Below are 21361 nucleotides of genomic sequence, written 5' to 3'. Positions count from 1 at the left end.
TGAGTGCGAAAATGCTTGTTTTCTTTAGAATGATTCCATTGTCTGGCCTGCCGTCTGGAAAGTCCTTAAAAAGCCTGAAGATCTTCTGAAACCACAGGGGTAGAGTTGTCACATTGCTATCGCTTTGACCACTTCGAGTTGCGTGCCCTGGAGCGCGTGCTGTACATCGGCGGACAGCCTGCCAATCTGGGGGCGCGGGCGATCGATTTGTTGCTGGTGCTGGTGGAGCGGTCTGGGCGCATGGTGTCCAAGAGCGACTTGCTCGACCTGGTCTGGCCAGGCCTGGTGGTCGAAGAAAACAACCTTCAGGTCCAAATTTCCGCCTTGCGAAAGGTGCTGGGGCAGCAGGCCATCTCGACCATCCCGGGCCGTGGCTACCGCTTTGCCCTGCCCATGGTGCGCGACGACGATTCCTTGCCCAGCCGCTTCACCCCGATGGCGTCGTCGGCCACGGATGCGCTCACCCAGTCACGCCCCGCCGAGAACGTGCTGTCGGTGCTGCCCAGTGTGGCGGGCCGCTTGTGGGGCCGCGACCCCGACCTGGCCGCGCTGCACCGCGAGGCACACCACCCCCTGATCACCATCGCCGGCCCAGGCGGCATCGGCAAGACGGCGTTTGCCCTGGCGGCGGCGCATGCCTGGTGCCGTGAGCACCGCGATGGCGCGGCGTGGGTGGAGTTGGCGGGCATCACCGACCCGGCCCTGGTGCCCACCGTGGTGGCGCAGGCGGTGGGCCTGCCCTCTGATGGTGCCGATCCCCTGAGCTCGTTGGTGGCGGCCTTGCGGCCATTGCAGTTGCTGCTGGTGATCGACAACGCCGAGCACTTGATCGACGCAGTGGCGCGCATGGTGCAAGCCATCACCGCCGCTGCGCCTGGTGTGCGCCTGGTGGTGACCAGCCAGCTGGCCCTGAAGCTGGACAACGAGCGCCTGTTCAGGCTGAACGCCTTGTCGGTGCCCGAGCCCGGCACCGCCCTTGACCAAGCCATGGCTCATGGGGCGATCGCTTTGTTCGCCGACCAGGCCCAGGCAGCCGATCGGCGCTTCGCCTTGACCGAGGCCAATGTTGAAGAAGTCATCGCCCTGTGCCACCGCCTGGACGGCATGGCACTGGCGATCAAGCTGGCCGCTGCGCGCCTGCCCTTGCTCGGATTGCAGGGCGTGGCCGCGCGCCTGGACGAGCGCTTCAAGTTGTTGCGCAGTCAGAACAGCCTGGCCCCGCCGCGCCGGCAAACGCTGATGGGCACCTTGGACTGGAGCCACGATTTGTTGTCGCCCGATGAGCAAACGGTGTTCCGCCGCTTGTGTGTTTTCGCCGGTGGCTTCAACCTGCAACTGGCCAGCGCCGTGGCCATGGACGACTCTCTGGACGAATGGGCCGTGATCGAGCTGCTGGGCGCCTTGGTCGACCGCTCGCTGGTGGCCGCCGATGGCGCCGACGTGCCCCGCTACCGCCTGCTCGAAAGCATGCGCGAATTTGCCAGCCTGAAGCTGGACACCTCGGGCGAGCACTGGCTGATGAAGCGCCGGCACGTGACCACCGTGGCCGCCCTGATGGAGCAGGCCTACGCTGCCTACTGGCGCACGCCCGACGCGGCCTGGCTGGGCACCTACGGTCCCGAGATCGACAACGTGCGCGCGGCGCTGGATTGGGTGATGGCCCACGAGCCTTCTTTGGCGGTGGACATGGTCGGCGCGTCCAGCCCCTTGTTTTTGCTGCTGGGCCTGGCACCCGAATGCCGTCGGCGCTGCCTGGCCGTCGAGTCGCAGGTGCTGGCCATGCCCACCTGCGCTCCGGTGGCCCGCTACTGGCTGGAGCGCAGCCGTTTGAACTGGGGCGTCTCCAACACCCTGATGCACGACTTTGCGCGCCGCGCCGCCGAGCAAAGCCGCGCCTTGCAGGACGAAGTGGGCCGTTACCTGGCCTTGCGCTGCATGGCGGGCAGTGGGGTGTTACCCCCGGCTCAGGCCAAGAATCTGCTGGAAGAAATGATCGGGCTGGAAAAGCCGACCTGGCCGCCGCGCCTGCGTTTGCAGCGCCAACTGGCCACGGTCAGCGTGCTGCGATCGGGCCAGCAACTGGAGCAGGCCCAGCGCGTGTGCGAGACCTTGCTGTCGCATTCTCAGGCCAATGGCCTGGACGCGGTGGTCTCGGCCGCCTTGGCCGACCTGGCCGCGCTGAGCCTGGCCGTGGGTGATCCGGACGCCGCCGTGCAGCATTGCAGCGACATCATCGCGCGTGGCCGCCACCGCCGCGACAACTTCATCCTGCACGCCATGGCGATCAAGGCCACTGCCTTGTTCATGCAGGGCGATGACGAGCAGGCCCGGGGGGCCTTGGTGGACTTTGCCGCCGCTTCGCGCAGCCGCGATTGGGAGTGGTTTGGCCTGTACTCCGGCTTGTTCGCCTTGCTGGCTGCCATTGAAGGGCGCCACGAAACGGCGGCGCGCCTGCTGGGCTATGCCGACCACGCGCACCAGCAACTGGGCTCGCGCGATGCCCAGGTCGGCCAGGCCTGGGAGCGCGCCAGCAGCCTGGTGAACGCGGTACTGCCTTTGGCGACCACCTCGCGCCTGGCCTGCGAGGGCGCGCAGATGGCGCCCGATGCCGTGTGCCATTGGGCCCTGGCCCGCGTGGACGTCTGAGGTGCAGGCCCTGTCCGATTGGCTGGCGTCGATTGGCATGGCCCGGGTTGAGCGCGTGCTGATCGACAACGACATCGACTTTGAAGTCATCACCAGCCTGACCGAGACCGACCTCGAAAAACTGGGCGTGTCGATGGGCGACCGCAAGCGCTTGTTGCAGGCCATCGGCGTGCTGCGGCAGCAGGCGGTGAGGGCCCCGCTCAAACCTGGGCTGGCCAGCCAGGGCGAGCTTCGGCAACTGACCATCATGTTCTGCGACCTGGTCGATTCCACCCAGCTGTGCGAGCGCCTGAGCCCCGAGCAATGGCAGCAGGTGGTGTTGCTGTACCAGCAGACCTCGGCGGCGGTGATCGAGCGTTTTGGCGGCACCATCGCGCAGTACCTGGGCGATGGCCTGCTGGTGTATTTTGGCCATCCGCAAGCGCATGAGGACGCACCCGAGCGCGCGGTGCGCACGGGCTTGGCCTTGGTCGATGCCATCCGCCACTTGCCCAAGCAGCCGCCGGGGCACGACGAGCCTTTGCCCTGGGCCGTGCGCATCGGCATCCATACCGGCCTGGTCGTGATGGGTGAGATTGGCGGGGGCGCCCGGCGCGAGCAACTGGCCTTGGGCGACACGCCCAACCTGGCCGCGCGCCTGCAAGCCCTGGCGCAACCCAACACCGTGGTGATCAGCGACAGCACGCGCAAGTTGGCGGGCACGGGCTTGCAGTGCGAAGACCTGGGGCGGCCTTTGCTCAAAGGGGTGCGGGAGCCGCGCCAGGTCTGGCGCGTCGAGGCCGTCAACACCGCCACCAGCCGCTTTGACGCGGCCACCAGCGCCGGCTTGACCCCGTTCGTGGGCCGGGCCCATGAGCTGGGTTTGCTGCTGGATCGCTGGCAGGCCGTGCAGCGCGGGCAGGGCCAGGTGATGGTGTTGTCGGGCGAGCCCGGCATCGGCAAATCACGCCTGCTCAAGGAGCTGCGCGACCGCCTGGGCAACGCCGGCCTGGGCGCGGTGCGCCTGCAATGCTCGGCCCATCAGGTCCACCGTGCCTTCCACCCCAGCATCGACCACTTTGAACGCGTGTTGAACCTGAGCCTCGACCAGCCCGCCGAGGTCAAGCTGGGCTCGCTGGAACGCATGGTGATGGGGCAGTTGCACCGCTCGGCGCAGCAGGTGGCCTTGCTGGCCTCGATGCTGTCGATCCCCTGCGATGACCGCTACGGCCCGCTGGTGGAAAGCCCGCAGCAGCACGAGCGTGACACCGTGATGGCCCTGGTCGACGTGGTCGAGGCCGCCGCCTTGCGCGAGCCCACCCTGGTGATGGTTGAAGACGTGCACTGGGCGGATCCGGCCACCCTTGATTTTCTGAGCTTGCTGATCGAGCGAGCCAGGTTCGTGCCTTTGATGATGGTGGTCACCCACCGGCCCGAGTTCCAGTGGTCGGTGGGCGATGGTGATCAGCATGTCACCACCTTGAAGCTGCCCAGCCTGCACCGCGCCGAGGTGGCCGAGCTGGTGGCGCAGTTGTCGCGCGAAGTGGCTTTGCCCACGGCCTTGACCCAGCACATCCTGAACAAGACCGATGGCGTGCCTTTGTTCATTGAAGAGCTGACCAAGTCCATCCTTGAGATCCCTTTGGGCGAGGGCCGTGATGGCCACCGCATCGAGGTGCCCGCCACGCTGCGTGATTCGCTGATGGCGCGCCTGGACCGCGTGCCGGCGGCCAAGGCCATCGCGCAGATCGGTTCGGTGCTGGGCCGCGAGTTCAGCCACGAGTTGATCGAGGCTTTGTCCAACATGTCACCAGTGGAGCTGGCTGCCGCGCTGGCCGCGCTGACGCAATCGGGCCTGGCCACGCAGCAGGTCAGCCACCAGGGCCCCGTCTACACCTTCAAGCACGCGCTGGTGCAGGATGCCGCCTACGACTCGCTGCTCAAGCCGCAGCGCGAAGCCTGGCACGCGGCCATCGTGCAGGTGGTGGAGTCGCGCTTTCCGGCCCTTCAGCACAGCCAGCCCGAGATGTTGGCGCGCCATGCTAGCGCGGCCGGTCAGCCGCAGCAGGCCATCCCGTATTGGCGCAAGGCCAGTGAGCAGGCTTTGCAGCGTTTGTCCTTGCACGAGGCGGCGGCGCACCTGAATGCCGGCCTGGCCTCGGTGGCAGCATTGCCGACGTCGCAGAGCCGTGATCAGACCGAGCTGCAACTGCGGGCCGCGCTGGGCACGGTGCACATGTTGGCCAAGGGTTGGGGCGCGCCCGAGGTCGAGCAGGCGTATGCGCGCGCCAATCAACTCGCCGACGCGGCCGACAAGGTCGAAGAATCGATCTGGCCCTTGTGGGGCGTGTGCGTGTTCCACCTGGTGCGTGGCGAAGTCAACAAGGCCGAGTCCATCGGCATGCGCTTGATGACGGTGGCCCGCCAGTCCAACAGCCGCCACGCCTGGCTGGTGGCCAACATGATGCACGCGCAGTTGTGCCTTTACAGCGGCCGGGTGAACGAGGTGGCGGCACATGCCGATCAGGTCATCCACCGCTACAGCGATCCGCAGGACCGCACGCTCATTACGCTGTACTCGATGGACCTGAAGTTGGTGGCGCTGGTGCATGGCTCGCAGGCGCGCTGGATCGCGGGCGAGGACCATGACGCCGAGGCGCTGTGCCTGGAGCAGGAGCGCTTTGCGGCCTCGCTGAACCACCCGCACAGCCTGGCCTGGACCCATGCCTGGGGCGCGATGTCTTACCTGTTCCGTGGCGATGTCGAGGGCTTGCTCGACCGGCTGGAGCGCGGCTTGGGCCTGGCCGAGCAACATGGCTTCACTTACGTGACCTCGGTTGGCGTGATCGCCCGGGGCTGGGCTTGGGCGCAGCAAGATGGGCGCTTGCTGGAGGGCATCGACGAAATGCGGCGCGGCCTGGCGTTGTTCAAGCAGACGGGGGCGGGCATCGTCGTGCCCTTCTTCCAGACCTTGCTGGCGCAAGCCTTGGGGCGCGCCGGGCAGCACCGCGAAGCACTGGCCTTGCTGGACGCGTCACAGGCCTTGATTGATCTGGGCGGTGAGCGCTGGCACGAGCCCGAGCTGCACCGCATTCGGGGCGAGTTGTTGGCGTTGGGGCCGCACCCGGATCTGCCGTTGGCCGAGGCCAGCATCCGCCGGGCCTTGCAGGTGGCCACGGCGCAAGGCGCCCGACACTGGGCTGGCCGCGCGCAGGCGGACCTGGACCAGCTGCTGGTCAGGCGCTGACGGCGGCGCTCTGCTCGGAGTTGGCGATCTTCTGCAGGTTCTCCGGGCTGAAGAAATCGGTCGGCGACACCGTCTGGCCGAAGACACCAAAGTAGCGGTCGGCCTGGGCCTGGTTGTGCGCCAGGCTGGTGAACAGCTGGATGACTTCGTCGGTGGGCGGCGCCAGGCGGGCCATGTCCTGCGAGAACAAATGCAAGGGCACCGAGACCGCATCACGGCGCGGGGCGTACGCCGCCACGGTCTCTTCCAGATCACCTTGGCCCGACAGGCCTTGGTGAAGCAGCTCGGCCAGCAAGTCGGCATCGCGCAAGGCGTTGGTGATGCCGGCGGCGGTGATGGGGTCGACGGTCAGGCCCGCATCGCCGACCAGACTCCAGCCGGGGCCCACCGGGTGGCGGCAGAAGGTGCTCACGCCGGTGCTGATCCAGTCTTCCTCGCGCTTGCCGGCGCGCAGGCGCGCGGCCAGGTCGGGGCTCATGGCTTCCATCGCGGCGAAGAAATGGGCTTCGGTGTCCTGGCGCGCCACACGGGGCGAGGTGCCCGGCAGGATGATGCCTGACAGCACCTGGTCGTCGTTGGTGCCCCAGGCATAGGCCATGCGCTGTGGGCGCGAGATGAACTCCACGCCTTTGAGCGGCACGCCGCTGAAATAGGCGAAGGTGTTGAGCGAGCCGGCTTCTTTGGGGAACTCGTGGTACGCCGTGCTGCCCACGGAGCGGGCCACGCGCGAGTGCCGGCCATCGGCTCCGACGACCCAGCGGGCCTGCTCGGTCATCACGCTGCCATCGGAGTTTTTGGCGGTGATGCCGACCACGCGCTCGCCATCGCGCAGCACATCGTCGAAGAGCACGCCTTCGCGCAACTCGGCGCCGGCGGCCACGGCCGCGTCCAGCAGGATCTGGTCGAGCACGATGCGCTTGGGGGCGAAGGCCGCGCCCACCTGGGCGTTGGGCGGCGTGCCCTTGAGTACCAGCTCGCCCAGATCGAGCGAAAACTCGGTCAGGGTAGGGCACAGTGAAGCGCGCACTGCATCCAGCAAGCCCCACTTTTGCAGCAGGTCGGCCCCCGCGTGCCACACCAGGTGGGTGGACAAACGCATGTCGCTGGGGAAGCGGTCCTGGTCAATGATCAGAACCTTGTGCCCTTGGCGCGCCAGCAGCAAAGCCGTTGCCGCACCCGCGCACCTGGCGCCCACCACAATCACATCATGCATGGTCAAGACTCGATACTGCTAGGTCGTCAACTTGGGCCAACCGTAAGGCGGCGCAGGCTTCGTGTCGATGTGGACCACGATGACCTGCGGTCGGCGGTTGGACTGTGCTGATGCTAGCGCATTTGCCAGGGCCTCGGCCAGAGCGCTTGTACCTTGGTCGGGCTTGATGGCCACCGCTTGCGCGCCCAGTCCTTCGGCAAACTTGACCAGATCGGGCTGGCCGAGCTGGTAGTAGTCGGCCCAGTCCGCAGCGGGCGGCAGCAGCTGGGCCATGCCCTGGCTGACCATGGCCAGGTCGTTGTCGTTCAGGACGACCCAGATGGCGCCCACACCGTTCTGCGCTGCGGTGGATATTTCAGCACCGTGCATCATGAAGGCGCCGTCGCCGACGATGGCCAGGCAGGGCTGGTCGGGTGCGGCCAGCTTGGCGCCGATCACGGCGGCCACGGCGAAGCCCATCGGGCCCATGGCCAGGGCGCTTTGGTAGCGCAGGGGTGGATCGATGACCAGGTTGTTGAGCGACCAACCCACGCAATTGCCTGCGTCGATGAAGACGTGGCCGTCCTGCATGGCCTCGTTGATGAAGCGCATCATCGCGGCGGGGTGCACGGGCGCGCTGGTGGACTCGCGCCCTGCCGGGTCGGACCATGGCGCGTGGGCGCGTTTGATCTCGGCGATGGCTTGCTGCCGTTGTTCCACCCGGTGCGCGTCGGGGGGTGCCCGTGCGGCCTGCTCGCACAGCTCGTCCAGCGTGGCGCCGATCTCGGCCACCACGCCACGGGTGATGGCGAAGTCGCGGCCGATCACGCTGGCGTCCAGGTCGATCTGCACAAAGGTTTGACGCGGGCTCAGGGTGTGGCCGTACAGGTCGGAGGCCACGACCGAGGTCGCCAGCTCACCCAGCGTGGAGCCCAGCACCACCAGCGCATCCAGGTGATCCGGATCGGTGGGGGGCTTCATGTACAGCTGCGTCCACGCCGAGCCGCACATGCCGTAGTTGCGCAGTGACCAGGCGTGTGTTTCCGGAAAGATGCCTTTGCCATTGGGTGTGGTCATCACGGGGATGCCGAAGCGCTCGACGAAGTGGGTGAAGGCGGCCAGGCGGTGGGGGTCGGCGAGCGCTTCGCGGCAGCCATTGCCCAAGAAGATCAATGGTCGATCGGCGTGGATCAGTTCGTGCAAGGTGGCGGCCACGGCCTTGGCATCGGTGCAGGCGGCCACCGCGCGGTAGCTGGACGGCTTGATGCTGCTGGGGTAGCTGCTCAAAGCCGTACCGGCCACGTCGTTGGGCAGGCTGATGTGCGCGGCCCGCCGTGGCAAAGAGCGGGCGTTGCGCAGCGCTTGCTGGAACAGCGTCTGGAAGTTGCCCTGGTTGGAGATCATGTCGCTGGATTGCACCGAGTTGCGGAAGATGCTGGTGATGTCCAGCTTGGCATCGGCGCCTTCTTGCAAGTAGCCCCGGCCAAAGTACTTCTCGGGCACCTCGCCCGTGACCACCAGCATCGACGAGTGGCTGGCCTGCGCGTTCATGGCGCCCGTCACCGCGTTGGTGGCGCCGGGCCCGGAGGTGGTCATCACCACGCCCAGGCCACCGCCCGCCCGGGCGTAACCATCGGCCATGTAGGCGGCGCCGGTCTCGTGCCGGCAGATCACGTAGTCGATGTCCTGCTGCAGCTGCAGCTCGTTCATCAGCCAGACCAGGGCACCGCCTGGTATGCCAAAGACCTTGGTCACGCCCTCCGCTTTCAAATAGTCCAGCAGCAGTTGCGCGACGGTCTGGGTGGCGGGGGTGGTTGTCATGGGGCTCCCTTGGATTAGTGGCAAAAGGTGTCTGAAATTACCGCGTTGCCCACCCGCCTGGCTGACAGAATTCTGAGACAAATCACCGGGAGTTCACGCCATGACGCACCCGCCAGCTTCGAGCAAGACCGTTCTGGACGTGGCCATCGTGGGAGGCGGCGTGTCCGGCCTCTACAGCGCTTGGCGCTTGTTGACCAGCCCGCCGCCTGAGCAACCCCGAACGGTGTCCTTGTTCGAATGCAGTGAGCGCGTGGGCGGCCGCCTGCTCTCGGTCACGCCGCCCGGCATGCCCGAGGCGCGCATCGAACTGGGCGGCATGCGCTTCACCACCGGGCAGCCACTGGTGATGTCGCTCGTGCCTTACTTGAAGCTGGCCACTGAGACTTTCCCGGTGGCGCAGGACCAGAACCTGGCCTATTTGCGGGGCCACCGCCTGCGCACCGCCGACCTGAACGATCCCGACAAGATCCCCTATGTGTTGACGCCCGCAGAGCGCGGTGGTTTGAAAGACGGCTTCACCGCGATGGCCGCCGAGAACTTTCTGCAGAAGGTGATGGACCAGCCCCACGTGGACCTGAAAACCGTGCCCTGGGAGAAGCTGGCGCGCACCGGCCAATACGAAGGCCACCACCTGCGCGACCTGCCCATGCGCTATGTGTTCAACCGATCGGTCAGCCACGAGGCCTTCCAGTTCGCCGAAGACACCAGCGGCTACGACAGCATTTTTTACACCTGGAACGCGGCCGACGGCTTCCCCTGGAACCTGGCCGACTACGGCGCCACCATCGAGTACAAGCGCCTTGTTCAAGGCTACGAGTCATTGCCCTTGACCTTGCGCGGTAAATTCGAAGAGGCCGGTGGCCAGCTGCACCTGAACCATCGTCTGATCGGCTTTGACCACGTAGAACACGAGGGTGTTGGCAAGGTGATCGAGATGCACTTTGACCGCGATGGTCACCCAGAGACGGTCTACGCGCGCCAGCTGATCCTGGCCATGCCGCGCCGCTCCCTGGAGCTGCTGGCGCAAACCGGCGCCGTGCTCGGCCCTGATCAGCACGAGGTGCACCGCCTGATCAAGTCGGTCACGCCCATCCCCTTGTTCAAGCTGGCCCTGTGCTACCGCGAGCGCTGGTGGGAGACGCTGGGCATCACCCAAGGCCAGTCGGTCACCGACCTGCCGATCCGCCAGTGCTATTACTGGCCGGTGGGCGATGAAACCAAGGCGGGCGCCATCCTCATCTACAACGATGGCCTGGACCTGGACTACTGGTGCGACCTGATCGCCCATCCCGCCAAGTTCCAGAACCAGACTTTGAGTGGCGACGTGCCCTGGCCCGAACAGGCGTGGATGCAGCACCCCGCGCCCGAGTTGATGGTGCAGGAAGCCCACCGCCAGTTGCTGGAGATCCACGGCATTGAAGACCACCCTGATCTGCAGCCGTGTGCAGCGGCTTTCCGAGACTGGGGCGAAGACCCGTTCGGTGGCGGCGCCAACTTCTGGCCGCAGCATGTGGAGAGCTACGACGTGGCCCGCCGGATCCTCCAGCCCGTGCACAACGTGCCGGTTTTCATCTGCGGCGAGGCCTATTCGCACGGCCAGGGCTGGGTGGAGGGCGCGCTGGAGACGGCCGAGGCCATGTTGCAAACCCACTTTGGTTTGGGGCCACCCGCTTATCTGCCGGGCCCGCAGTCATCAAAAGCTTGATGCATCGCGACATGCCCTGCCTGGGCATTGGCGTGGGCAGGCGGTTCTAAGACCGCTGGTAGAGCAGGGCAACGGCATGCATCTCCATGCCGATGCCCAGCATCACCACGTACTTGGTCTTGATCTCGCCCTGGCACCGGGCAAAGTTGACCGGCACCGACGAGGCCACCATGTCCCCCAGCTCTTCGATCGTGTTGAGGTAATGCGCCGGTTGGATGGCCGCGTTCCAGGCGTCGAAGACCGCCTTGGATGTTTGGTGCGCCACCAGCGTGATGTCCTGGCCGCTGAGGCCATGCTTGGCCAGCAGGCGGTTCACGATCACGCCGGGCACCTTGAAGCCGAAGGTCTTGACGGCGTTCTCGCCCTTCTGGTCGTCCAGCTTCATCAGGGGCTTGGTGAACAGGTCGCGGTGATGCGGTGAGGCGCGCTGCGTCATGCGCAGCGCGCTGAAGTACTGCGTCTGCGTGTCGTTGTCCCAGTCGATCAGGCGAAAGCGCGTGGGGTCGTCGGTCCAGCCCACCACGGCCGCGCCAGCACCATCGGAGGCCGCCAGCGAGACGGGCTCGTGGTAGTCCATGTGGTGCGTCCAATTGTTGCCGCAGGCCACCAGCGCGTGGCGCGCGGTGCCGCACGTCACCATGTCGTGCGCCAGTTTCATGCCGTCGATGAAGTTGCTCTCATCGGTGTTCAGCGAGAAGATGCGGCACTGGCGTGACAAGCCCAGGTCGCGGTGCACGGCGGCCAAAGCGTTGGGCGCGCAGTACTCGCTGACGGTGGCCGAGCCGATGAGCAGATCGACTTCGTCCAGCGGCACAGTCGCTTGCGCCAACGCCGTCTTGCACGAGTCGACCATGATGCCGACCACGTCGTTGGCATGCGCCAGCACGCGCCGGTATTTCAGGCCATTGAACAGGTCGGAGCCCGCGGGCTGGTGCGCCTTGAGCCAGTCGAAGATCGGATCGTCGTTGCCCCGGATGTGCTCAGGGACACGGTGCCCTTGACCGAGGATGGCCACTTGCTGGCCTGATTTGGCGGATGCGTCCATGGTCACCTCCCTGCGTCAGCGAGGCCCTCATGGTCCATCGAAATCGCGCCCGGCTTGTGAGAAACAAGTCACGGTTTCCGCTGCTTTTCAGGCCTGAAGTCACATCTGCCTGGATGAGCGCCATTGGTGTCAGGTTCGTATTCATAGACATAAATTGACTAAATGTCTAAAATAATCAACATATGCCGCGCCGAGATCCGTTGTCAGAACCCATTGAGGTCACCCAGTTTGTGACCGAGGTGGGCATGCGCCTTCGCCTGATGCGTGTGGCGCGGGGCCTCAGTCAGGCCGACTTGGCCGAGCGGGCCGACGTGAGCCGCCAGACCTTGATGGCGATTGAGGGCGGGGCTTTGTCCACTCGTTTTGCCGATGTGGCCAGGCTGCTGTGGGTGCTGGATGACGTCGCGCTTCAAACGGCGCTGGCCAGTGCCGCGCAAGATGCCGTGTACCAAGAGGCCGCGCGCACCAGCTTGCCCAGGTCCAAACGCCGTGGCAAGGGCGAAGCATGATTCGCCGTGCACCCGTTTTCCGCTGGATGACGCCGCCTGCCGGGACAGAGCGCACAGCGGTTCGCGTTGGCGAGCTTTGTCAAAAGGCCACGCACTGGGAGTTCGTCTACGGCGCGGACTACCTGGCCTTGGGCCCGCTCGCCTGGGAGTTGGACCCCACCCGCATCAGGACCAAGCAGCGCTCGCTCTACACGGTGGTGGGGCTGGTTCCGCACGGCGTGTTCTGTGACGTGGCCTTGTCCGGCTGGTCGCTCGATGCCTTGCACAAGCGTCGGCATGAGTTGCCGGGCCTGGTGCCTGGGCCAGGCCATGAGCGTGAACCTTGGGGCTGGTGGGAGCGCTTGATTTACGCGCCCGCCGATGGCTTTGGCGCCTTGTTCGTGGGTGAGCCCGACAGCAAGCCATTGCTGGGCACGGTGTTGATCGAGCAGTTGCTGAAGGTCACCAAGGCCACCTTGATGCCGGGTCACCTGCAGACCTCGTCAGGGGCCATGGGAGGCGAGCGGCCCAAGCTGACCGCCTACCGCAACGAGGGCAATGCAGGCGACGCCCCGGTGATCCTGAAATTTGCCTTGCCGAGCGAGCGCGCGGACAGCGTGGTGGCCGAGGCCACGGCCTTGACCCTGGCGAGCGAGTCAGGGCTGCGTGTGCCCGCGCACCGCGTTGATCTGATCAATGACGTGCCCGCTTTGTCCATTGACCGGTTTGACCGAGGACTGGGCACCAAAGGGCCGGCTTACCACTGCGTGAGTGCGGCCACGGCCCTCGACCTGATGCCAGGCAGCGATCGTGACAGCCCGCGTCGAAGCTACGTGCTTTTGCGCTCAAAGCTCAAACAGGCTGGCGATGCGCTGGAGCTTTACCGGCGCATCGTGCTGAATGCGGCCGTCGGCAACAGCGACGACCACCCCTGGAACACCAGCTTGCGCCAAACAGGGCTGGGGTCCTGGGCGCTGTCACCTTTGTACGATGTGATGCCCTTCTTTGCGCATCGGCCCCCCACGGTCATGAGCATGGCTTTGCGCCGTGGTGGTGAACGGGCCGCAACCCAGGAGAACCTGGTGGCCGCGGGCTTTGAGATCGCTGGCTTGAAACCCGAGGCGGCGCGAGCCGTGGTGGATGAGATTTTTCAACACGTCCGTGGGCACTGGCGGCGTGCGTATAACCAGCATGCTGGGCATCTGCCGACGGCAGCCGCGGACAATTGGGCCTCCGTGTTTGACCCCGCCGACCAAGCCCCGTGACGTGACGATTCACTGCCCCGCAGCGTGCAGCGCATTGCCCGCCGCGATCGGGTCGCCCGTGCGCTGAAAGGTCCGCAGCCAGGTGCCGTAGCTGGGCATCTCTTTCAACTTCCAGGGATGAAAGCCCGGCTTGTAATACGCCAGGTAATAACCCAGTGTGGGCATGAACAACCCGCCTGGCTTGTAGAACCACCACAGCCCCTTGGCCCACATGCCCAAGCGCTGCCAGCGGCTGAAGCCATCGACCTTGAACATGTGGTTCATGATCTTGGACACCGTCAGCGGAAAGCCGAAGCTCACCGTCAGCATGGCCAGGTTGCGCTGCCAGTAGCCGGCCTTGGCCACCTGCGTCAGCACGTCAAACGCCACGGCCTTGTGCTCGACTTCTTCGATGGCGTGCCAGGCATAAAGCGCCCGCACGCGCGAGTCGCTCTTGTCCAGCAGTTCGCGACGCTCAAAGAAACTGGTGCACATCATCGAGGTCAAATGCTCCAGCGCCGAGGTCACGGCCAGGCGCTGCACGGGCGTGGTCAGCTTGAACGCATCGACGAATAGGCGTGTCTCGATCTGCGCGTTGATGGCATCGATCTCCACGCCCTGCTTTTTCAGGCGCTCGTTGTACTGGCGGTGCACCAGGCTGTGCTGGGCTTCCTGCCGCGTGAAGTCCTTGACCTCCTGCTGCAGCTTGGGCGAGGTGATCTGGTCCTTGAACTCGCGCACGCTGGTGATGAAGAACTTCTCGCCCATCGGGAACAGCGTGGACATCGCGTCAAAAAAACGCGTCTTGAACGGGTCGTTGTCCATCCAGTATTTGGGGATGTCGCCGTCCAGGCCGAAGTCCAGGTTCTCGCGGGGGACGATGGTGGCGTGTTCGCTCATGGTGTGTCTCCTTGTTCGGGGGCGCCTTGCGATTGGCGAAAGGCGCTGGGGGACAGCCCGGTCCAACGCCGGAAGGCGCGGGTGAAGCTGTGTCGGTCGGCGAAGCCCAGCTCGGTGCTGAGCGATTCGATGTTGCAGCGTGGGCCTTGCAGGGCCGCTTTGGCCAGTGCCAGCCGGCATTGCGCCTGGATCTCGGTGTAGGCCTGGCCTTCATCGCGCAGCCGGCGTTGCAGGGTGCGCGGGTGCAGGTCCAGCCGCTCGGCCATGCGCTCAATGCCTTGGCACAGCAAGGCCGGGTTCTGCTTGAAGTGGTGTTCAATCTGGCCGACCAGCGCACTGCCGGTGACGGGCAGTTGCTGGTTCAGCAAAGCCTGCGCCCGTTGGTGCAAGCCAGGCGCGGCGCCAGGCAGGGGCATGTCCAGCAGGCGCGTGGCGAACACGGCGGCGTCGCGCGCCTGCCGGGTGCGGATGGGCGCGGGCAGCGTTGAGGTGTGCGACATGAACAGCGCATCGGGCTGGTGCCGCACCTCAATGTGGTGGATCAGGTCGGTGGGGCCCAAGGCCAGGCGCACGATCTTGCTGATGGCGGCCAGCACCGACTCGACGAAGTAACCACGCACGACGGGGTCGTTGTCATGCAGGTCGATGTCCAGCAGCAAGGCGGATTGGGCCCCGCTTTCCTCCACCCTCAAAACCATGTTGGGCATGGTCATGCCGGCCCATTGCAAGGCGGGCAAGGCCTGGCGCAGGGTGGGGCTGGTGGCCAGAAAAGTTTCCAGCGCGGGCAGGTGGTCGAAGGCGAACAACTCGCCCAGCACCAGGGGGAAGTGGTAATGCGGTGTGGCCTGGTTCACACACTGCTGCATCAGCCGGGTCAGCGCCTGTCTGCGGATCACCGAGACGTTGTTCGTGCCCAGGTTCACGCCCGCCTCGGCAAACAACGGGTCGATGTTGAAGCGGCAATGCATCGCCGCCTTGATCCAGGCATTGGCGGCGACGAAAGGCATGTCGCTGGCGGGGGAACCCAAACGAGTGGTGTCAAGCATGCCTGCACTGTAGGCATGCCCTGGTGTCGCGACCAGTCCCCTGGGCGACACAAAGGGGACTGTTTGCGACAAAGTGCCGCCCTGAGGCTGCACCTGCTGTCGGCCCGGGCCTTGTCCGGCCAGTCCGGGCTTTTGTTCCGCCGCAACAGCCAGACCGGTGCGGTAGAAGTGCTGCCGACCGATTCGGGTCGGTGGGGCGGACTCAATGCCGCTTTGCACGTCAACACTTGACGTTGGGCCTGGGCCTTGTCGAATCCGTGCAGCGCCGCTCGTCGTGTGGATGTTCCCATCGCCCCGTTGCAACCGGGAGAGAAACCATGACTTCACCATCCCCCGGCAAAGCCATTCCCGATGGCATGCATTCACTGACGCCACTGTGCGCATCGGCGATTCGGTGCTCATGCTGGTCGATGAGTACCCGGAGTGGGGCTCCACTGGCCCCAAAACCTTGAAAGGCTCGCCCGTGTTCATCCACCTGTGTGTGGACGACGTGGACGCGGTGGTGGCGCAGGCCGTGGCTGCCGGGGGCCAGCTCATCATGCCGGTGGCCGACATGGTCTGGGGGGCCGCTACGGGCAGCTGGAAGACCCCTTCGGCCACAAGTGGTCGGTGGCCAGGCACACGCGCGACATGACGCCAGCACAAATGCAGGAGGAGATGGCCAAGGTGGGCGGTTGATTCGGCCGCCAGGCGGTGGCACACGGCTTGCACTATCCTTCTCTCATGCGCGCCGCCCCCGCTTCATCCGCCCCCATCGTCCTGGTCCCCGCCTGCCAGAAACCGGTCGGCGGCCTGATCTGCTACACCGTCGGCCAGAAATACATCGACGCCGTGCGCCTGGCGGGCTGCGTGCCCTTGGTCGTGCCCGGCGCCACCGCGCAAGAACTCGATGCCCTCCTGGCCATCGCCGACGGCATCCTGCTGACCGGCTCGCCCTCCAACGTCCACCCCAGCCATTTCGGCGAAGACGTGCACGACCCCACCCTGCCGCTGGACCCTGACCGCGACGCCTGGACCCTGCCCATCGTGCGCCGCGCTTTGGCCATGGGCATGCCGCTGCTGGGCATCTGCCGGGGCTTTCAGGAAGTGAACGTGGCCCTGGGCGGCTCCTTGCACCAGGCCGTGCACGAACAACCCGGCTTGAGTGACCACCGCAGCGATGAGGCCCTGCCCCTGGACGAGGAATACGGCTTTGCCCACACCGCGCAGCTGGTGCCCGGCGGCTTCCTGGACCACACCCTGCGCGGTCTGCCGTCCAGCATCCTCAGCGAGCAAGGCGAGTTCCAGGTCAACAGCCTTCACGGCCAGGGCGTGAACCGACTCGCGCCCCAACTGCGAGTCGAGGCCCGCGCGCCCGACGGCGTGGTCGAGGCCGTCACCATCGCCGAGCCCGCCCACCCCGGTGCTTTCAGCCTGTGCCTGCAATGGCACCCCGAATGGCAGGCCGAAGGCAACCCGGTCTCGGTGCGGATCTTCAAAGCCTTTGGCCAAGCCTGCCAGGCGTGGCATGCTGGCAAGCAGACATCATGACCATGAAGGGCCGCAATGCAATCCAAGGTACCCAGCAATTTCAGCGAGCTGGAGCAATGGCTCAACCAGCGACACGTCACTGAGATCGAATGCCTGGTGCCCGACCTCACGGGCGTGGCGCGCGGCAAGATCCTGCCGCGCGAAAAATTCACCGAGGACCGGGGCATGCGCCTGCCCGAGGCCATCGTCGCCATCGGCGTGACCGGGGAGTTCCCCTCCGAGGGCCCGTACTACGACGTCATCACCCCCACCGACCGGGACATGCACCTGCAGCCCGACCCCAGCACCGTGCGCATCGTGCCCTGGGCCACCGACCCCACCGCCCAGGTCATCCACGATTGCTTCGACCGCGATGGCGTGCTGATTCCCTATGCGCCGCGCTCGGTGCTCAAGCGCGTGTGCCAGTTGTTCGACGATGAAGGCTGGTCGCCCGTGGTGGCGCCTGAGCTTGAGTTTTATTTGATCGAACGCAGCATCGACCCCAACCAGCCCTTGCGCCCGCCCCGTGGCCGCAGTGGCCGCGCCGAGACCTCGCGCCAGGCTTACTCCATCGACGCCGTCAACGAGTTCGACCCGCTCTTCGAAGACATCTACGACTACTGCAAAAAGATGGAGCTGAACGTGGACACGCTGATCCACGAGGTCGGCGCCGGGCAGATGGAGATCAACTTCTTCCACGACCACCCGCTGGGCCTGGCCGATGAAGTGTTCTTCTTCAAGCGCACCATCCGCGAGGCCGCGCTGCGCCACGAGATGTACGCCACCTTCATGGCCAAGCCCATGGCCAACGAGCCGGGCAGCTCCATGCACGTGCACCAAAGCGTGGTCAGCAAGGAGACCGGGCTCAACATCTTCAGCAACGAAGACGGCACCCCGTCCCAAGAGTTCTACTGGTACATCGGCGGATTGCAGCGTTACGTGCCGGCCGCCATGGGCTTGTTCGCGCCCTACGTCAACTCCTACCGCCGCCTGGCCCGCGCCACGGCCGCGCCCATCAACACGCAATGGGGCGTGGACAACCGCACGGTGGGCTTCCGCTCCCCCTTGGCCACGCCCGCCGCGCGCCGCATCGAGAACCGCGTGATCGGCTCCGACGCCAATCCGTATGTCGCCTTGGCCGCCACCCTGGCCTGCGGCTACCTGGGCATCAAGAACAAGATCGAGCCTTCGCCCGAGTGCCGGGGCGATGCTTACCTGGGTGACTTCCAATTGCCCCGCAGTCTGGGCGAAGCGCTGGGCTTGCTGCGCGAGCAATCCGACCTGCACGACGTGCTCGGCAAGTCCTTCATCACGGTCTACACCGAGATCAAGGAAGTGGAATACGCCGAGTTCATGAAGGTGATCTCACCCTGGGAGCGTGAACACTTGCTGCTTCATGTTTAAGAACCTCAGGCGATAGACTTGTTTGACAGCGGGAGCAACTTGAACATGACGAAGTGCGATGACTGAGCCGACAGTTTCTGCAGCCTTGGGGGGCGCACCGCTCGCAAGTCCTGCAGGCGCGAAGCCCGATTTCTCGGCGCTGGTGGCGGCCATTGCGGGCGTGCATCGATCTTTCGCCGAGCAGGCCGCGCGGGCGGTTAATGTGAGTCTGACTCTGCGCAACTGGCTGGTGGGGGCCTATATCCAGGAGTACGAACAGCAAGGCGCTGATCGTGCGCAATATGGTGAGGCCTTGTTGGATCGGCTTAGCCAGGCTTTGGCCGCGACGGGTGCTCTGAGCTACCACCCGAGAGAGTTGCGGCGGTGCCGATCCTTTTATGTGGCCTACCCGCAGATTCGGGGGGCACTGTCCCCCGAATTGGTCAGCACCTTGATTGGCATGACCAAGAGTGCCACAGCTCAGATGGGGGGGGCGCCGTCCCCCGAATTGCCACTGGCTCCCAATCGTTTGTTGCAGGCGCTTTCATTCAGTCATTTTGCGGAGCTGATTGCATTGGACGACCCGCTCAAGCGGCGGTTCTACGAAATCGAATGCATGCAGGGCCATTGGTCCGTGCGTGAGCTGAAACGCCAGATCCACAGCCTCTACTTTGAACGAAGTGGTTTGTCAGCCGACAAGGCCCAACTTTCGGCGCTGGCGCACCAGCAGGCTGAGCAGGCTTTGCCGGTATTGGCTGTGCGTGATCCCTATGTGTTCGAGTTCTTGGGGCTGACGCCACAGGAAGTGATGAGTGAGTCGCACCTGGAGGCGCAGTTGATTGGCCAGATTGAGGCCTTTTTGCTAGAGCTGGGCCACGGCTTTTGTTTTGAGGCCCGGCAAAAGCGGATCTTGATCGGTGACGAGTTCTACTTCATCGACCTGGTGTTCTACCACCGCATCCTGAAGTGCCATGTGCTGGTGGAGCTGAAGCTGGCTGAGTTCAGCCACCAGAACATTGGCCAGCTCAACACCTGTGTGAGTTGGTACAAGAAAAACATGATGCAAGAGGGTGACAACCCGCCTGTGGGTTTGCTGCTGTGCAGTCACAAAAAGCATGCGTTGGCCGAGTTCGCGCTGGCCGGCATGGACAACAAGCTGTTTGTGTCCAAGTATCAACTGGCCCTGCCCAAACCTGATGAGGTGGCCCACTTTCTGTCCGAGAAACTGCGCGAAGCAGACGACGCCCAAGGATGACCATGCCCCATACCCGCACCACCGCCGAGTGGCAGGCCGCCGACGCCGCCCACTTCCTGCACCCCTTCACCGACTTCAAGGCGCTGGCCGCCAAGGGCTCGCGCATCATCACCAAGGCCGAAGGCATCTACCTGTGGGACAGCGATGGCCACAAGATCTTCGACGCCATGAGCGGCCTGTGGTGCGTGAACGTGGGCTACGGCCAGCGCAGCTTGATCGACGCGGCCACGCGCCAACTTGAAACGCTGCCCTTCTACAACGCCTTCTTCCAGACCGCCACGCCGCCGGCCATCGCCCTGGCCGAGAAGATCGCCAGCCTCAGCCCGCCCGGCTTTGAGCACGTCTTCTTCACTGGCTCCGGCTCGGAAGGCAACGACACCATCGTGCGCATGGTGCGCCGCTACTGGGATCTGCTGGGCCAGCCTGAGCGCCAGGTCATCATCAGCCGCCAGAACGCGTACCACGGCTCGACCATGGCGGGCGCCTCGCTGGGCGGCATGGTCGACATGCACAGCCAAGGTGGCCTGCCCATCCCGGGCATCGTTCACATCGACCAGCCTTACATGGTTGAGCACGCCCAACCCGGTGAAAGCCGCGATGACTTTGGCCGGCGTGCGGCCTCGTGGCTGGAGGCCAAGATCACTGAAATGGGCGCCGACAAAGTCGCGGCCTTCATTGGCGAACCCATCCAGGGCGCGGGCGGCGTCATCATCCCGCCCGACACCTACTGGCCCGAGATCCAGCGCATCTGCGACCAGCACGGCATCTTGCTGGTGTCCGACGAGGTGATCTGCGGATTTGGCCGCCTCGGCGAATGGTTCGGCAGCCAGCGCCTGGGCTTCAAGCCCGACCTGATGACCTTCGCCAAGGGCATCACCTCTGGCTACATCCCGCTGGGCGGCGTGCTGGTGGGCGAGCGCGTGGCCCGCGTGCTGATTGACCAAGGTGGTGATTTCAACCACGGCTACACCTACAGCGGCCACCCCGTGGCCTGTGCCGTGGCTTTGGCCAACCTGCAATTGATCGAAGAGCAAGGCCTGGTGCAGCGTGTGCGCGATGACACCGGCCCTTACCTGGCCCGGCAGTTCCTGGCCCTGCAAGATCACCCCCTGGTGGGCGAGGCCGAAACCTGTGGCTTGATGGGCGCGATCAGGCTGGTGCGGCGCAAAGCCCAGGGCGCGCAAGCGGCCGAAGCCTTTGGCAGCGATCAGCCTGCGGGCATGCTGTGCCGCGCGCACTGTTTTGGCAATGGGCTGATCATGCGGGCCGTGGGCAACCGCATGATCGTGGCGCCGCCGCTGGTAATGACAACGGTGCAGATCGACGAGATGATGGCGCTGATCCGCCGCTGCCTCGACCTGACCTGGACCGAAGTGCAGGCGCTGGGCTGGGTGTGAGCGCAAAGGCTCAGTTCAGCGGTTCGGGGCTTCACCCGGTTTGTGGGCATCCAGCAGCACATTGAAGGCGCGCAGGAAGCCGCCAATTGGTGACCGAATGTTGTTGGAGTGTTGGCAAATCCCCAACGCGCACAAACGGACCTTGGCGGGCCCGCATCTTGCGAAACAATAACCGCTGCCGATCGGGGCCCGACTCCGATCGGATACATCACAGGAGAGCGACCCCATGATCCGTCCGTTGACGCTGGCATTCTCATTTGTTTCAGCCCTGTCATTGCTGGCCACTGCACCCGCGCACGCCGAGGAAGAAAAGATCCTCAACGTCTACAACTGGTCCAACTACATCGCGCCTGACACCATCGACAACTTCGAGAAGGAGTTCGGCATCAAGGTGCGCTACGACAACTTCGACAGCAACGAAGTGGTGCACGCCAAGCTGGTGGCCGGCAAGACGGGCTATGACGTGGTCATGCCCTCGTCCTACTGGGCCAAGATGCAGGCCGA

Annotated in this window: 15 protein-coding genes and 2 pseudogenes; 12 read left to right on the top strand and 5 right to left on the bottom strand. The window is 65.1% G+C overall.

What is annotated here, in order from left to right; translation table 11 throughout:
- The first annotated feature begins 105 nt into the window (after nt 1-105).
- The gene (locus H7225_RS11045; RefSeq protein ID WP_290661783.1) at nt 106-2646 is read left to right on the top strand and encodes a winged helix-turn-helix domain-containing protein; all 2541 of its coding nucleotides are present in this window, start codon (nt 106-108) and stop codon (nt 2644-2646) included.
- A 1-nt stretch (nt 2647) separates the two neighbouring features.
- Complete coding sequence (locus tag H7225_RS11040; RefSeq protein ID WP_290661781.1) at nt 2648-5872, top strand: adenylate/guanylate cyclase domain-containing protein; 3225 nt, start codon at nt 2648-2650, stop codon at nt 5870-5872.
- On the opposite strand, the gene H7225_RS11035 is transcribed toward H7225_RS11040, so the two are convergent.
- Both H7225_RS11035 and H7225_RS11030 read right to left on the bottom strand, forming a co-directional pair.
- A complete protein-coding gene (locus H7225_RS11035; RefSeq protein WP_290661779.1) occupies nt 5862-7085 on the bottom strand; it encodes an NAD(P)/FAD-dependent oxidoreductase in 1224 nt (407 codons plus the stop codon). The genes H7225_RS11040 and H7225_RS11035 overlap by 11 nt on opposite strands.
- Nucleotides 7086-7103: 18 nt before the next feature.
- On the bottom strand, nt 7104-8885 hold the full coding sequence (locus tag H7225_RS11030; protein ID WP_290661777.1) for a thiamine pyrophosphate-binding protein: 1782 nt from the start codon (nt 8883-8885) through the stop codon (nt 7104-7106).
- A 100-nt stretch (nt 8886-8985) separates the two neighbouring features.
- Between H7225_RS11030 and H7225_RS11025 the strand changes: the two genes are divergently transcribed.
- Nucleotides 8986-10590, top strand: coding sequence for an FAD-dependent oxidoreductase (locus H7225_RS11025; RefSeq protein WP_290661775.1), 1605 nt, complete (start codon nt 8986-8988; stop codon nt 10588-10590).
- A gap of 46 nt (nt 10591-10636) precedes the next feature.
- Here the strand turns inward: H7225_RS11025 and H7225_RS11020 are convergent, their stop codons facing one another.
- Nucleotides 10637-11635, bottom strand: coding sequence for a hypothetical protein (locus H7225_RS11020; RefSeq protein ID WP_290661773.1), 999 nt, complete (start codon nt 11633-11635; stop codon nt 10637-10639).
- Nucleotides 11636-11835: 200 nt separating this feature from the next.
- Between H7225_RS11020 and H7225_RS11015 the strand changes: the two genes are divergently transcribed.
- The gene (locus H7225_RS11015) at nt 11836-12144 is read left to right on the top strand and encodes a helix-turn-helix transcriptional regulator (protein WP_290661771.1); all 309 of its coding nucleotides are present in this window, start codon (nt 11836-11838) and stop codon (nt 12142-12144) included.
- On the top strand, nt 12141-13388 hold the full coding sequence (locus tag H7225_RS11010) for a type II toxin-antitoxin system HipA family toxin (RefSeq protein WP_290661769.1): 1248 nt from the start codon (nt 12141-12143) through the stop codon (nt 13386-13388). Before H7225_RS11015 ends, H7225_RS11010 begins: the two co-directional genes overlap by 4 nt.
- 9 nt (nt 13389-13397) lie before the next feature.
- On the opposite strand, the gene H7225_RS11005 is transcribed toward H7225_RS11010, so the two are convergent.
- Nucleotides 13398-14267, bottom strand: a complete 870-nt coding sequence (locus H7225_RS11005) for a metal-dependent hydrolase (RefSeq protein ID WP_290661767.1) — start codon at nt 14265-14267, stop codon at nt 13398-13400.
- Complete coding sequence (locus H7225_RS11000) at nt 14264-15313, bottom strand: AraC family transcriptional regulator (protein ID WP_290661765.1); 1050 nt, start codon at nt 15311-15313, stop codon at nt 14264-14266. The genes H7225_RS11005 and H7225_RS11000 overlap by 4 nt, the downstream gene beginning before the upstream one ends.
- Before the next feature lie 63 nt (nt 15314-15376).
- On the opposite strand from H7225_RS11000, the gene H7225_RS10995 reads away from it, so the two are divergent.
- The 7 genes and pseudogenes from H7225_RS10995 to H7225_RS10965 form a co-directional block, all read left to right on the top strand.
- Nucleotides 15377-15544, top strand: coding sequence for a hypothetical protein (locus H7225_RS10995; RefSeq protein WP_290661763.1), 168 nt, complete (start codon nt 15377-15379; stop codon nt 15542-15544).
- Between the two features lie 86 nt (nt 15545-15630).
- Nucleotides 15631-15991, top strand: a pseudogene (locus tag H7225_RS10990) (VOC family protein).
- A gap of 45 nt (nt 15992-16036) precedes the next feature.
- Nucleotides 16037-16843, top strand: coding sequence for a gamma-glutamyl-gamma-aminobutyrate hydrolase family protein (locus H7225_RS10985; protein ID WP_290661761.1), 807 nt, complete (start codon nt 16037-16039; stop codon nt 16841-16843).
- A 15-nt stretch (nt 16844-16858) separates the two neighbouring features.
- Complete coding sequence (locus H7225_RS10980) at nt 16859-18226, top strand: glutamine synthetase family protein (RefSeq protein ID WP_290661759.1); 1368 nt, start codon at nt 16859-16861, stop codon at nt 18224-18226.
- 58 nt (nt 18227-18284) lie between these two features.
- Nucleotides 18285-19460 carry a PDDEXK nuclease domain-containing protein gene (locus tag H7225_RS10975; RefSeq protein WP_290661757.1) on the top strand — a complete coding sequence of 392 codons (1176 nt, stop codon included), beginning with the start codon at nt 18285-18287 and terminating at the stop codon, nt 19458-19460.
- Nucleotides 19461-19462: 2 nt separating this feature from the next.
- Nucleotides 19463-20857, top strand: a complete 1395-nt coding sequence (locus H7225_RS10970; protein ID WP_290661755.1) for an aspartate aminotransferase family protein — start codon at nt 19463-19465, stop codon at nt 20855-20857.
- A 226-nt stretch (nt 20858-21083) separates the two neighbouring features.
- A pseudogene (locus H7225_RS10965) lies at nt 21084-21361 on the top strand (spermidine/putrescine ABC transporter substrate-binding protein PotF); the annotation flags it as partial.

Source organism: Aquabacterium sp. (assembly GCF_014378415.1).
In the GTDB taxonomy this organism is placed as follows: domain Bacteria; phylum Pseudomonadota; class Gammaproteobacteria; order Burkholderiales; family Burkholderiaceae_C; genus Aquabacterium.
This window is presented reverse-complemented; position numbering and strand designations above follow the sequence as displayed.

Bases quoted from the DNA above. Each gene is read 5' to 3' on its own strand.
- H7225_RS11035 (WP_290661779.1), bottom strand. From the start codon at position 7,085: ATGCATGATGTGATTGTGGTGGGCGCCAGGTGCGCGGGTGCGGCAACG.
- H7225_RS11030 (WP_290661777.1), bottom strand. From the start codon at position 8,885: ATGACAACCACCCCCGCCACCCAGACCGTCGCGCAACTGCTGCTGGAC.
- H7225_RS11025 (WP_290661775.1), top strand. From the start codon at position 8,986: ATGACGCACCCGCCAGCTTCGAGCAAGACCGTTCTGGACGTGGCCATC.
- H7225_RS11020 (WP_290661773.1), bottom strand. From the start codon at position 11,635: ATGGACGCATCCGCCAAATCAGGCCAGCAAGTGGCCATCCTCGGTCAA.
- H7225_RS11010 (WP_290661769.1), top strand. From the start codon at position 12,141: ATGATTCGCCGTGCACCCGTTTTCCGCTGGATGACGCCGCCTGCCGGG.
- H7225_RS11005 (WP_290661767.1), bottom strand. From the start codon at position 14,267: ATGAGCGAACACGCCACCATCGTCCCCCGCGAGAACCTGGACTTCGGC.
- H7225_RS11000 (WP_290661765.1), bottom strand. From the start codon at position 15,313: ATGCTTGACACCACTCGTTTGGGTTCCCCCGCCAGCGACATGCCTTTC.
- H7225_RS10985 (WP_290661761.1), top strand. From the start codon at position 16,037: ATGCGCGCCGCCCCCGCTTCATCCGCCCCCATCGTCCTGGTCCCCGCC.
- H7225_RS10980 (WP_290661759.1), top strand. From the start codon at position 16,859: ATGCAATCCAAGGTACCCAGCAATTTCAGCGAGCTGGAGCAATGGCTC.
- H7225_RS10975 (WP_290661757.1), top strand. From the start codon at position 18,285: ATGACTGAGCCGACAGTTTCTGCAGCCTTGGGGGGCGCACCGCTCGCA.
- H7225_RS10970 (WP_290661755.1), top strand. From the start codon at position 19,463: ATGCCCCATACCCGCACCACCGCCGAGTGGCAGGCCGCCGACGCCGCC.